General features: G+C 47.7%; 14 protein-coding genes. 4 read left to right on the top strand and 10 right to left on the bottom strand.

What is annotated here, in order from left to right; all coding sequences use genetic code 11:
- Positions 1 to 12: 12 nt before the first annotated feature.
- Complete coding sequence (locus ACOCLE_RS12275; RefSeq protein WP_419536910.1) at positions 13 to 834, bottom strand: alpha/beta fold hydrolase; 822 nt, start codon at positions 832 to 834, stop codon at positions 13 to 15.
- Between the two features lie 294 nt (positions 835 to 1,128).
- Here ACOCLE_RS12275 and ACOCLE_RS12280 point away from each other — a divergent pair, with 294 nt between their 5' ends.
- From ACOCLE_RS12280 to ACOCLE_RS12290, 3 genes are all read left to right on the top strand, one after another.
- Positions 1,129 to 1,923, top strand: coding sequence for an SDR family oxidoreductase (locus ACOCLE_RS12280; protein WP_419536911.1), 795 nt, complete (start codon positions 1,129 to 1,131; stop codon positions 1,921 to 1,923).
- A gap of 116 nt (positions 1,924 to 2,039) precedes the next feature.
- The gene (locus tag ACOCLE_RS12285; RefSeq protein WP_419536912.1) at positions 2,040 to 2,525 is read left to right on the top strand and encodes an SRPBCC family protein; all 486 of its coding nucleotides are present in this window, start codon (positions 2,040 to 2,042) and stop codon (positions 2,523 to 2,525) included.
- A gap of 339 nt (positions 2,526 to 2,864) precedes the next feature.
- Positions 2,865 to 4,250, top strand: coding sequence for an ankyrin repeat domain-containing protein (locus ACOCLE_RS12290; RefSeq protein WP_419536913.1), 1,386 nt, complete (start codon positions 2,865 to 2,867; stop codon positions 4,248 to 4,250).
- Between the two features lie 123 nt (positions 4,251 to 4,373).
- Here the strand turns inward: ACOCLE_RS12290 and ACOCLE_RS12295 are convergent, their stop codons facing one another.
- The gene (locus ACOCLE_RS12295; RefSeq protein WP_419536914.1) at positions 4,374 to 4,601 is read right to left on the bottom strand and encodes a hypothetical protein; all 228 of its coding nucleotides are present in this window, start codon (positions 4,599 to 4,601) and stop codon (positions 4,374 to 4,376) included.
- A 282-nt stretch (positions 4,602 to 4,883) separates the two neighbouring features.
- Entirely contained in the window at positions 4,884 to 5,303 is a 420-nt protein-coding gene (locus tag ACOCLE_RS12300) for a hypothetical protein (RefSeq protein WP_419536915.1), read from the bottom strand.
- Positions 5,304 to 5,465: 162 nt separating this feature from the next.
- Here ACOCLE_RS12300 and ACOCLE_RS12305 point away from each other — a divergent pair, with 162 nt between their 5' ends.
- Positions 5,466 to 6,746, top strand: a complete 1,281-nt coding sequence (locus ACOCLE_RS12305; protein WP_419532972.1) for an ISKra4 family transposase — start codon at positions 5,466 to 5,468, stop codon at positions 6,744 to 6,746.
- Positions 6,747 to 6,923: 177 nt separating this feature from the next.
- Here ACOCLE_RS12305 and ACOCLE_RS12310 read toward each other — a convergent pair whose 3' ends face one another.
- The 7 genes from ACOCLE_RS12310 to ACOCLE_RS12340 form a co-directional block, all read right to left on the bottom strand.
- Positions 6,924 to 7,349, bottom strand: coding sequence for a nuclear transport factor 2 family protein (locus ACOCLE_RS12310; protein WP_419536916.1), 426 nt, complete (start codon positions 7,347 to 7,349; stop codon positions 6,924 to 6,926).
- Positions 7,346 to 7,729 (bottom strand): nuclear transport factor 2 family protein, encoded by a 384-nt coding sequence (locus ACOCLE_RS12315; protein WP_419536917.1) that lies wholly within the window; start codon positions 7,727 to 7,729, stop codon positions 7,346 to 7,348. Before ACOCLE_RS12315 ends, ACOCLE_RS12310 begins: the two co-directional genes overlap by 4 nt.
- 150 nt (positions 7,730 to 7,879) lie before the next feature.
- Positions 7,880 to 9,082, bottom strand: a complete 1,203-nt coding sequence (locus ACOCLE_RS12320; protein ID WP_419536918.1) for an acetyl-CoA C-acyltransferase — start codon at positions 9,080 to 9,082, stop codon at positions 7,880 to 7,882.
- Between the two features lie 65 nt (positions 9,083 to 9,147).
- Positions 9,148 to 9,609, bottom strand: a complete 462-nt coding sequence (locus tag ACOCLE_RS12325) for a MaoC family dehydratase (protein WP_419536919.1) — start codon at positions 9,607 to 9,609, stop codon at positions 9,148 to 9,150.
- Positions 9,609 to 10,391: an SDR family oxidoreductase gene (locus ACOCLE_RS12330; RefSeq protein WP_419536920.1), complete on the bottom strand. Its 783-nt coding sequence runs from the start codon at positions 10,389 to 10,391 to the stop codon at positions 9,609 to 9,611. Before ACOCLE_RS12330 ends, ACOCLE_RS12325 begins: the two co-directional genes overlap by 1 nt.
- A 385-nt stretch (positions 10,392 to 10,776) precedes the next feature.
- Positions 10,777 to 11,967, bottom strand: a complete 1,191-nt coding sequence (locus ACOCLE_RS12335; protein ID WP_419536921.1) for an acyl-CoA dehydrogenase family protein — start codon at positions 11,965 to 11,967, stop codon at positions 10,777 to 10,779.
- A gap of 5 nt (positions 11,968 to 11,972) precedes the next feature.
- A complete protein-coding gene (locus ACOCLE_RS12340) occupies positions 11,973 to 13,190 on the bottom strand; it encodes an acyl-CoA dehydrogenase family protein (RefSeq protein WP_419536922.1) in 1,218 nt (405 codons plus the stop codon).
- Positions 13,191 to 13,220: the final 30 nt, after the last annotated feature.

Raw genomic sequence — 13,220 nt, forward strand, 5'->3', positions numbered from 1 at the left:
ACAAAGGTTTTCTTAGTTATGCCGAATAAAATCAATGCACTGGCGATTGAACCAGGCTTCATGCTCAACCATCACCCAGTGACCGCATTCACTTAACAATGTGAAGCGGATATTGCTGCAGGCATTCATCATGGTGTCCGCACCGCGGGAAGGACAGAACTTGTCGTTGACACCCCAGATACCAAAGATGGGGCATTTCAACTCATGAAGGCGGGATGCCATATTCGGCACCTGCATGGTGGACAATACGCAGGCTGGCTGTTCATGAACAACAGCTACCCGCTCATTGACGGTTTCATCCGTCACCTGCGAGGCATCAAACAGTTGAAGCCCTAACAGACGGCGCATACCAGAAGCGTCTTTCAACTCACCGGAGGCAAAGGCTGCTGCCATCTTCTGGATACCTTCCATCTCCTGAAAGTACTGCTCTTTTTCCATCAGGCCGCCTGGCGCCATAAGAATCAACTTCCTGACCAGCTCGGGATAATCCAGAGTCAACTTGATAGCAATGGCACCGCCCAGCGAATTACCCACCAGGGTAACGGAATCAATTGCCAGCTGGTCAATCAGGCCTTTCACTGCGCCAACAAAAAAATCGAGGGTATATTCTGTTTCCGGTTTATCACTCAACCCGTATCCCGGAAGGTCAGGAACAATCGCTCGCACGCCCGCTTCGGCAAAAATCGGATAGTTGCCCTTGAAATTGCTGTAACCACTGGCACCGGGTCCACTGCCATGCAGGAAAAGTACCGCCTCTCCCTGACCGGCTTCGTGGTAGTGAAGTGACAGACCATCTTCCAATTGAACAAAATGTCCCTCTGGAATTGCACTCATTACCCGCTCTCCTTCTTGTTATTATGCCTTTTCTCAATACGAAAGGGGCGCCGCTGATCGCTCGGCATTTCCACCCAACACCCATTGTGAACACGCTATGTAGCCGGTGCTGTCAGACAGCTGAGCAGCGGTGGGTGTTTCTCTTCGCTCAAGGTTTTTCACTGTCAGGCATTTTTTCAATGGCGGGCAAGAGCAACATCGTCCAACAAGACTAATACAGCCCCTGACACAGCCGGTAACATCAGGAACAGACAATTCAACGAATCGAATAAAAACGAAGACGGGAAGGCAGCGATGAGTAATCCTCTGGATTTTACCGGTAAAGTGGTACTTGTCACCGGTGGAGGTAAAGGTGCCGGCAAAGGCATCAGTGAGCGTTTTCTGCAACAGGGTGCTCATGTGGTGATCTGTGGACGTCAGGAGCCTGAGCAGCTACCTTCTGCCATCAGCGCACAGGGCAATCAGAACACTGCCGTCTTTTTCCCCTGCGATGTTCGTGACCTGGAACAGATTGACCAGTTAATCGGCAGCACCATTAAAGAATTTGGCCGCCTTGATGTTCTGGTTAACAATGCCGGTGGTGCCCCAAATGCCGATGCCGCTACGGTTTCCCCCCGATTCTCCGAGTCCATTATCCGTCTGAATCTGATAGCACCACTGAACCTTTGCCAGAAAGCCAATGCGGTTATGCAGGAGCAGACTGAAGGCGGTGTGATTATTAATATCTGCAGTGTCAGCGCCAAACGCCCTTCTCCAGGTACAGCTGCCTATGGCGCTGCCAAGGCAGGTCTGTTGAACCTCACCCAGTCCCTGGCGGTCGAGTGGGCTCCCAAGGTAAGAGTCAATGCAGTGACCGCTGGGTTAATTCTTACCGAACAGGCACATCTGCATTATGGGGATGAAGAAGGCATCGCCAGTGTCGCCAAAACCGTACCGTTACAGCGTTTTGCCAACCCATCGGATATTGGTGACACTTGTCTGTATCTGGCATCACCATTGTCTTCCTATGTCAGTGGTGCTGATGTCACCGTTCATGGCGGCGGTGAAAAGCCTGCATTTCTCGATGCAGCAGAAAATACTGTGAGTTAAGCTAAGCCAGATCAATGAAAATTCCGTCACATTAGTTTCGCAGGGACAACCTTAGGAAAACCAGACGGTATTTTCGTATAATCCATGTACGCTTTTGGTGATGGAGGATAATAACAATGACTACCGAAGCAACCAGCACCATCGATATTGATCTCCCGCTGGAGAAATCCTGGGAGATTCTTCGCGACTTTACCCAGGCGGTCAATTACGTCCCAAACCTCACCGGTTGTGAACTGCATCCCGGGCCTGTTGAAGGAAAAGGCGCCAGTCGTCGGGTCTTCCAGAAAAATGGCAAGTTCCTGGATGAAACCGTTACTCACTGGCAAGAGAAGCAGGGCTTTGTGATTCGGCTTCATGAAGGCGATGGTCCAGCGCCAGCGCCTTTCCGGGAAGCCTGTTTTATCTACAAAATCCAGCCAAAAGGTGAAAAGACTCAACTGACCACTACCATGAGCTACACCGTTCGCTTTGGCTTCCTGGGAAAATTGCTGGACAAACTGTTTGTCAAAAAAGCGCTGGATGGCGCCGTCAACAAAATTGCCCGGAATATGAAGAGTTATTATGAGACTGGTGTTCCCAGTAATAGAAAAACTTCTCAATGAAACTTAAGTCTTGCTAGACTCCCCAACTAGCAAGGCTCATTCACTATCTCCACCCCTCGCCAGTCCCCCACCCAATACAATAGAAAACGTTCCGCCCCAACACACCATTCCAGCGCGGAAGATGTGACCTAAAGAGGCATAGAGTCAGCACCAGCTAATTAAATGAACCACAATGAACCTTTTTAAAGCACTAAGGTCTAATTATCAAAACTGGCACTAAAGAACCATATTTTAAGCTAGATAGTTCAGCTACTTAGCCTCATATCAACGAGAAATTAGCTTGACCGACCTAGCAATAATAAGAGAGCTCACTTCTCTCGAAACAACAAGGAATTAATAATGACTGGCTCATCAATCTCCCCCCTATCTAATTCTTTTACAAACCTTGCCCACTCTATTTCAGAAGATGAGCCATGCCCTATTTGCAGGGAGAATTTCGGTCGACATTCTGTAGCTGTGTCTGCCTGCAAGCCAAAGCATCAGTTCCATCTTGAGTGTATTTCAAAGTGGTTTAGTCGACTTCCCCTCATCACTCAGCGAAAATGCTGCATTTGTCAAGGAGACGCACTTCCTTTAACACGAGAGGATGGAGCTAATCTGCAAGAGAGTGATGTACTTTTACAAGCCTGCCGAGATGAAGATATCAGCAAAATACAGAAAATACTGAATGAAGAACCATTATTAGCAAAGGGTCCAATTTACGACTTAAAAAGAGGCGAACTTACCTCTCCTCTCATCGTTGCCATTGCAAATAAAAGCCTCGTAGCTGCCATGATGTTAGTTGATGCTGGAGCTGATATTAATTCACAGTACGAAGAAGATGGTGCAACCGCGTTAGGTATGGCTATTGTAATAGGAAATATCCCTATGATAAATAAGCTGACTGAAGCCGGAGCTGATATTAATTTCCAGTTCAGTACAAGTGGCATAAGACCATTACATATGGCCGTTGTACAGGGAAATATCGCTTTAGTAAATACGCTGATTGAAGCTGGAGCTGAAATAAATGTACGAAACACAGCAATGCTGACACCATTAGATCTAGCCATTGCAATGACAAATATCCCTCTAATAAATACGCTGATTGATGCTGGAGCTGATATTAATTCACAGTACGGAAAAACTGGTATATCGATATTACATAGAGCCACTTTAATGAAAAATACTGATCTAATAAACAAACTGATTAGCGCAGGAGCTAATGTTAATACAAAATCTTCTGACGGAAGATCAGTATTACATACTGCTGTCCAATCCAGAAACATCAAAGTGGTCAGATGTATTGTTGAATCCGGAGCAGATGTAAACAGCCCTAAAAATAATGGCATAACAGCCCTTCATTATGCTGCTGCTGATGGACAAACAGATATCGTAAGGGAGTTACTTAGCGCTGGAGCAAATGCAAATGCCAGGACTTCAAAGGAAGGCATGACAGCACTTCATCTAGCTTCATGTGCTGGGCATTCATACACAGTCCGGGAGTTACTTGAGAAAGATATAAGCAATGACATTATATTTAGCTCGTATGGGGCAGCACTGATGAATGGTCATGCTGCGATAGTAAAGATGCTAATTAACTATAGAGAAATTATTCCAAAAGTATTTTTGGACAATTACGCAACCCGTGACCTTTTCAGAAGACGTAGACCAAGCTTGTTTCCATCGTCGCCGCATATATTCTTGAGGTCCACCAAGGTTAAGCAATTTATAGACACCTTTCTATAAACAAGTAAAAATGGGCTCTCTATACCAAATGAAAGTACCCGATACCTTTTATTGAGCCATATACAATTATTCTGACGCTGAAATTAATGCACTGTAGTGTGCATAGCGATCACGCACAGATAATTAGACAGCAATCAGATAGCGACCTTCTTTGTCGTAATTGTTATGGCTTAACATACAAATAAAGCCTTCTGAATATTGTTGAATTTGTAGTACCGCTATTTTAACTCCAGTCTCTTTTTCAATGGCATTACAAATACATTCTACAGTCTCAGGGTTCGTTGCATCCAATGGTTCACCATATTTAGCAATACGATTTTTTACCAATACATCTCTTAGTTTTGCAACCATCTGCTCGATTTCAGATGAAGAATTGCACCTCCCATAGATTGACTGAAGTATTGATTGCAGCAAGCAATTATTTTTATTTTTCCATCGCTCTTGTGGATGGGTGAGACTATAGACAAATTCAGGCTGATTTGAGTCACTCAGCTTATAGCCAGATGGAGACTGGGTTTTCCCACCATCATAAAAAACCTGCTGCTCTCCATTAGTATCGTAAAGTGATTGAAAGTTATTGTGATTTTTGCTCAGCCTGTTTTCTAAGATGATTTGACTTGATGCTATTTTTGATTAATGACAATGATAAGGTTCTGATTGATCACACTCCTGACCAAAATAATTAAGATATTCACCCTGTTCATTCTCAATGGTGTTTATTGAGTCAAAACTTTGCTGTAACCAGCATTTCACTCTCTCTAGCTCAACAAGGTCATTCTGTTGAAGACCACAATGAGATGTTCCAGAAGACTTTGACCTAATACCCATTAATACTTCATCCACACCCGCCACAGATACTTGATAAGTATCAAGAGCAGCGTTTGCATGGACTAGATGATGCCTCAAATTATCACACTGCCACTTGACTTCATGACATTTTCTTGGGGCACTCAAACTGGCTAAATAGTGTTTGAATCGAGGAATTCCAGTTTGAATTTTAGATTCTGACATCCCTCCAAAATTTCCCGATTGTATTCCTGACATTATATCCATTTAATAACCTCACAAAATAATCCAGCAATGAAATATTAAAAATACATTCTGCATTACCAGAAAATTATAATTATCAGGAGGGTGCTCTCTCTGAATGATTGAAACAATAGTGCTCTATTTTCACAGCTACTATGGGAACACCACTCATAATAGTTAACTGTCATGCCCGCTTCTGTTATTTCCAGCTCTACCAAAAGCATCGTTTTGCAAATTGAAGTTTCTATAGATTCAGGCAACATGCTGAATCTTGAAGATAGTTTACAGCGTGCACTCAATGAAGCCGGGCAGCTTGGAACAAAAGAGTTATTGGGGCTATTTGAATCACCCAATAAAGAACCTATCGTCGTTAATCAGCAGAAGTGGAACTACAAAGGAAAGGTTCTTAAGCACTATGAAACCTTATACGGTCGTATACCTTTGGAGCGCTCCGTATATCAGGGTGTCAGAGGTGGCAGTACTCTGGCAGCACTTGATCTTCGTGCCGGTATTATTGGTTCAGCTACCCCCAAATTTGCCAAGTCTATCGCCTGGAAATACAGCCAGATGCCAGCGCCTGCGGTAAAAGAAGATTTTGAGACCAACCATCAAAGGACGCTTTCAAATTCTTATATCAAGCATTTATCGGACAGAGTAGGTGCATTAATTGAAGACCAGCAAGACACTCACTACCACCTTCCTCCACTAAAAGAGCCTGTTGAAACAATAGCCATTGGTCTGGATGGAACCTGCATGCTGCTTTGTGAAGAAGGCTGGAGGGAAGCCATGTGTGGGACATTGAGCCTATATTCTGCAGATGGAGACAGGCTCCACACGATATATACAGCCAGTTCGCCAGAGTATGGTAAACAAAGCTTTATGAGCAAGCTCGACGAGGAGATTGCAGATCTAAAACGACTCTACCCAAATGCCACATACATCGGGGTAGCTGACGGGGCTAGAGAAAACTGGAGTTATTTGAAACAACATACCTCTGGGCAGATACTCGATTTTTATCATGCATCTGAATATTTAGCTGGAGCAGCGGAAGCACTGTTTCCAACCAGTAAGGCGAAGCGACACCAGTGGCTTGAAGACAGGCTACATAGTTTGAAAAACAAGCGTGGAGCAGCCAAAAAAATCCTTCAGGAAATTGAATCAGCCGAGCTCCCGAAAAAGACAATCGCACTGACAGAGAAGCGCTACAAAGCTGTGAGCTATTTTACAAACAATCACCAGTTAATGAATTATCATCAGGCGCTTAAACGCCATTGGCCAATAGGTTCAGGAGTTACTGAAGCGGCTTGTAAGACTCTGGTAAAGCAACGATTATGTGGTTCTGGAATGAGGTGGAAAGCAACAGGAGCGGAAGTGCTTTTGACAACAAGAGCACTGATCCAGAGTAAGGGGCGCTGGGAACAACTTTGGTCTGAGTTCATGACTGGAAAGGTTGAAGCTAACCTATGAGTCAGTTATCAAATTGAGAGAGCACCCTATCAGGATAGAATAGCCTTTCCTAAAAAATAAAGTATAACGAGAAGGTTATTACAATTAACAAAGAAGGAGAACAGCCAGAAGGACAGATAATTTTACATAATTAATGACAGCTGCCTGTTTAAAAAGCTTAAACAGGCAGAACATGATTCACTCCTTAACCGAGTGAACTTTAAACGTTGTTTTAACGATTTTCCACGAGCCATCAGTACGACGATACTCATCCTGATAAAAGCCACCAAGCTGCCGGGTTGCCCCCGTATCACCATTAATATTGAAGTAATAGAGCGCCCATCTTGCAAAAGCCTTGTCGCCCTCCACTTCGATTTCAGGGTTGGCGCCGTGATGAAGGTCGATCACATGATCATGGCAGGCCATCTCCTGAAATAACCCGACAAAACTGTCACGGTCGTTAAAAAGACCAACAGGGCCATAATCAATCAGAATTTCACCTTCAGCAAAGCAGTCTCTGATACTCTCAACGTCCTTTAAGTCACAGGCATTCAGGTAACGGTGCTTCAGCTGACGGATATCCTCCAGAGCTTCCAGCCTTTGTAGGCGCTCTTCCAGTGTCATGCCAACACCTCCAGATTATCCTGACTCCAGTAGGCCTTCATGGAGGTAATCTTGCCCGCATCGTTAAACTGCATAACATCAATAACAGTAATCACGCAGGGTCGACCTTCAAAAGTTACTTTTACCTGAAAGGGAATAGCGCCTTCACCACTGGTGGTGGTTCTTACCTCACCAGTCTGCTCGGCAGACGCTTCACTCTGCCCCAGGCCTTCACGATAGAAACGGGAAATTGCTTCAATGCCCGCCAATGGCTCTGAACCAACAGGGTCTTCAACGGTGGCATTGTCGTCATAGAGTTCGAGAATGGCGTCGATATCCCGCTGATTCACCAGTTGGACATAGAGCTCCATCTTTTCACGAATAGTGGATGTAGAGACCATTGTTATTATTATCCTCTGTTTTTTTAACCACGAAGATCACAAAGCCCACCAAGGAGAAGATATTACATCGTTCTCATGGCTGAGATGAGAATATATTAAATCCTTCTTTTTCTTTGTGTGCTTTGTGATCTTAGTGGTTCAACAAAAAAATCAGGCCACTTCGAACAAACCAGCAGCACCCATACCACCACCAATGCACATGGTCACTACCACGTATTTGGCTCCACGGCGCTTACCTTCAATCAGAGAATGTCCCACCATGCGGGCACCGGACATGCCAAACGGGTGACCAATCGCAATAGCGCCACCATTAACGTTCAGGTTTTCATTGGGAATACCCAGCTGATCACGGCAGTAAATAACCTGACAGGCAAAGGCTTCATTCAGCTCCCACAGGCCAATGTCGTCCATTTTCAGCCCATGGCGCTTCAACAGTTTAGGAATGGCAAACACCGGACCAATACCCATTTCATCGGATGCACAGCCAGCAACAGCAAGACCACGATAAATCCCCAGAGGCTCAAGCCCTTTTTGTTCAGCCAGCTTACTGCTCATCAAAACGGAAGCCGATGCACCATCAGACAACTGTGAAGCATTACCTGCAGTAATAAAGTTGCCTTCTTTCACCCAGTGACCGTCGTTCCAGACCGGCTGCAGGCCTGCCAGACTTTCCAGTGTGGTGCTGGCACGATTACATTCATCCTGCGCCAGGGTCACCTCTTCATAAGTCACCTCTTTGGTCTCCTTATTGAAGATGCTCTTGGTTGTCGTCATTGGGACAATTTCATCGGCAAACAGTCCAGCCTTCTGGGCTTCAGTGGTTCTCAGCTGACTTTGCAGACTATAGGCATCCTGCGCTTCACGGGAGATCCCGTAACGCTCAGAAACAATTTCAGCCGTTTCAATCATGGGAATATAAGCCGCAGGATCCATGGCCATTGCCGCCTTGGAAAGGTTGCGATAGGTATTCTTGTGCTTGTTCTGCACCAGAGAAATCGACTCAAGCCCCCCCGCCACAGCAATATCAATCTCATCGCACATGATGCTTTTGGCAGCCGTCGCAATGGTCATCAGGCCAGAAGAACACTGGCGTTCCATCGCCATACCGGAAACGGTTTCCGGCAGACCACCGGCAATGGCACATAAACGACCAAGATTGTACGACTGAGTACCCTGCTGGGCCGCTGCACCAATCAGCACATCATCAACTTCACCCGCTTCGATGCCTGCACGCTTAACCGCTTCACGTACTACATGACCACCCATTGCCGGTGCTTCAGTATCATTAAATGCGCCGCGAAACGCTTTACCAATGGCCGTACGGGCGGTTGAAACAATAACAGCGTCTTTCATTGTTCTTATTCCTTGTTCGAGCTTGCTGGAAAGCTTCAACCCGGCTTTCCTGCCGGGTTAACGGATTATTCTGGGTAGTAACGGGAAATCGTATCCACCACACAGGCAGGCCGGTCTTCACCTTCAATTTCTACAGTCACTCGAACGGTGGACTGAACCCCGCCTTTGACTTCTTCAACGTTAATCAGCTCACCCACACCACGGATACGGGCACCGACTTTCACCGAGTTCGGAAAGCGTATTTTATCCGTGCCATAATTGACGCCCATACTGATTCCCTGAACGTCCATAATCTCCGGCAGAAACAGACTGACCAGAGAGAGTGTGAGGTAACCATGAGCGATACAGGCACCAAAAGGGCCGTCCTTGGCACGTTCTGGGTCAACATGAATCCACTGGTGGTCACCGGTCGCTTCAGCAAACAGGTTGATCCTTTCCTGGTCAATGGTCAGCCACTGACTTTCTCCCAGCACAGAGCCAACCTTATCCTGGAGTTCATGGGGTGTTTTAAATACCGTAGTCATCATCAGGCCCTCTGGCTGCTGGCAGAAATTATTTCACCGGTCATGTACGAACTGTAGCCACTGGCCAGGAACATCATGATATTGGCAATCTCCCAGACCTCAGCTGCACGGCCAAAGGCTTCTCTGGAAGCCAGCTGTTGCAGCAGCTCCTGAGGCGCTGATTTACGCAGGAAATCATGGAGGGCAATGCTCGGGCTCACCGCATTGATACGAACACCATGCTCAGCGGCTTCCAGAGCTGAGCAACGGGTCAGCGCCATCACTCCCGCCTTGGCAGCAGCATAATGTGCCTGCTCTTTTTGTGCACGCCAGCCCAGTACAGAGGCGTTATTAACAATCACTCCGGACTTGCGCTCCATCATTTTCGGCAGAATCGCTCGAGTCATCCGCATGGTGCCGGTAAGGGTCACATCCAGTACCCGATTCCACTCAGCGTCCTCCATCTCTACCAGCAGTTTGGAGCCACCCAGTCCAGCATTGTTGATCAATACATCAACACCACCGAGTTTTTCCTCAGCAGCAGCCACCAGAGTCTGGACCTGCTCTTCATTGGTGACATTACACACCTGGGTATAAATGGCCTTCAGCCCGGTTTCCGCTTTGATTTTTTCTGCTGCTTCAACCAGACGACCTTCGTGAATATCGCTGATCATCAATGCACGACAGCCCTCTTCCGCCGCCCGCACAGCAGCAGAAAAGCCAATACCAGCACCGGCCGCTGCGGTAATCAGAACTGACTTACCATCCAACAGGTTATGACCCTGTACATATTCCGGGTTCAACATCGCCTTTCTCCCGTTAATTCTTATTATCAAATAATGTTAACCACAGAGATCGCAAAGCTCACAAAGGAAAGCTTGTCGTTTTCTTCCTTTGTGCTCTTCGTGCTCTTTGTGGTTCAAAAAACTACTTGGCCCTAGGGCATGTTGACGTTTCGTTGCGTGCTCAGTGACCCAGAAAAGCGTCATATGCGCGGAAGGCTTGCGCAGCGTGTAGTTATTCTACATCCAGCAAGACTGACAAAGCAGATGGCGCTTTCCTGGGTCACCCTTCGGGCGGATCAGGGTGCCCCTATGACTTCGTTGCGGCATTTTGAAAGGCAGCCAGCCTTACTGCAACGCCGCGCCTCGTCATAAGCGCGCCCTGATCCGCTGAGCTCGCAGCGAAACGTCAACAGGCCCTAGGCTCTTTGGGCATTTCCAGTGCCCGCTCAGCAATAATGTTCCGCTGAATTTCATTACTGCCACCATAAATGGTGTCAGAACGGGTAAAGAGATACATAGACTGCAGACGGGTCAATTCATAAGGCCCTTCTTCCAATAGTTCTGACTCAGGCCCAAGCACATCCATTGCCAGTTTGCCCAGATTGGCATGCCAGGTAGCCCAGTGAAGTTTGTAGATCATTGCCTCTTTCTGCAGAGAGCCATCCTGTGAACCGGACAGCATGCGAAGCGCGTTGTAACGCATGATGCGCAGCCCCATCCAGGCATCGGCAATGCGCTGTCGTATGGCAGGGTCTTCTGCAGCGCCATTCTTCTTGGCGATCCGGATGATCTCATCCATCTCGTTGAGGAACTGCATCTGCTGCCCAAGAGTGGAAACACCACGCTCAAAGCCCAGCAGCGCCATGGCTATCTTCCAGCCATCACCGGGCTTGCCGACAATATTGCTGGCATCCGTTACGGCATTGTCAAAGAAGACTTCGTTAAATTCTGAGGTGCCCGTCAACTGTTCAATAGGTCGGACTTCAATACCCGGCTGATCCATAGGTACCAAAAGGAAGGAGAGCCCTTTATGACCTTTGCTGCCGGGTTCGGTACGGGCAATCACAAAGCACCAGTCGGACTCATGAGCAAGCGAGGTCCAGACCTTCTGACCACTGATCTCCCACTGACCGGTAGACTCATTCAGTGCTGCTTTAGTTTTGACATTAGCCAGATCAGATCCGGCACTGGGCTCGGAATATCCCTGACACCAGTACTCCGTACCATTGGCAATACCAGGAAGAAAGCGTTGCTTCTGTTCTTCAGTTCCGAAAGCAATAATGGTTGGGCCCGCCAGACCTTCACCAATATGCCCCATATGACCTGGGCCACCGGCACGAGCATACTCTTCATTAAAAATAACCTGCTGGTTTATCGAGAGCCCCCGGCCACCATACTCTTCAGGCCAGCCCACACAGAGCCAGCCCGCTTTGGCCATGTGCTGTTCCCATTTTTTCCGCTCTTCCGGGAACATATGTTCATCACCCGGGCCACCACGGAAGCGGAGCTGCTCAAACTCACCGGTCAGGTTTTCCTTTAACCAGGTAGCCACTTCTGCACGAAACTGTTCATCTTCAGGACTGAAACTGATTTTCATAATAATTACCCCTTCACCTGTCCTGAATCATCCAACAACTGACGTGCAATACGCTCCCGATGCAAACCGCCATCCCCCAGGAAGGTTTCGGTGGACTTAGCGCGTTTGAAATAAAGGTGCGGGTCATATTCCCAGGTAAATCCGACACCACCATGAAGCTGAATAGATTCAGCCGCACAGTGGAAAAAGGCATCCGAGCAGTAAGCTTTGGCCAGCGCCGCAGCTTCTGGCAACTCGTCTTTCACCTCAGAGACCTGCTCTGATGAAGAGAGAGACTTGAGCACTTCATCGGCTACGCAGGCCGCGTAATACACGGCAGATTTGGCGCACTCAACCTGCAGCATCATATCCGCAGCCCGATGCTTGATTGCCTGAAAACTGGCAATAGTACGGCCAAACTGAACCCGCTCGCGGGTGTAATCAATGGTCAGCTCCATCACCTGACGGGCACCACCGGCCTGTTCTGCTGCAATGGCCACCGATGCGAGTTGCAGCACCTGTTCCAGGGCTGGCCAGTCTGACGTCCCTTCACCACCGAGACAGCTGGCTGCAGAAACAAAGAGATTATCAATCTCAACCTTTGCCTGTTTGCGGGTCTGATCCATGGTGGGTGTCCAGTGACTCTGAACACCTTCACTGTCAGCAGATACTGCAAAAAGGCGTATACCGGCTTCCCCTTTACTGCCTTCTTCACGGGCAGCAAGAATCAGCAGTCCAGCAGTGTGCCCATCCGGCACATAATGCCAGGAGCCTGAAAGCACATAGCCATCGCCCTCTTTGCGGGCAGTGGCCTGAACACTGCTGGCATCCCAGCGGCGGTTGTCACGATTCTGCTGACTGGATGCCAGACCCAGTGTAGCGGTCAGACTGCCTTCAGCAATCTGTGGCAGCCATTGCTGTTTCTGTTCTTCGTTGCCGGCAACCAGAAGCGCATTGACACCCATTGCAACGGTTGAAAAGAAAGGTGAGCAGAACAGTCTTCTCCCCATCTCTTCAAACAGTATCGCCAGCTCCACATACCCCAGGCCAAGACCACCGTATTCCTCAGGGATATGCAGCGCCTGCCAGTACATTTCCTGACTCAGCCGTTGCCAGAGTTCAGAGTCAAAACCCTGATCGGTAGCCATGGCTGCACGAACTGCCTCCGATGTTGAGACATCCTGCAGGAAGCTGTCGGCGGACTCCCGAATCATCTCCTGCTCATCGGTAAAAGCGAACTCCATTGCCAGCGCCTCTTATGATTCTTATCGCTG

The organism is Endozoicomonas sp., assembly GCF_965196975.1.
Taxonomy (GTDB): Bacteria; Pseudomonadota; Gammaproteobacteria; order Pseudomonadales; family Endozoicomonadaceae; genus Endozoicomonas.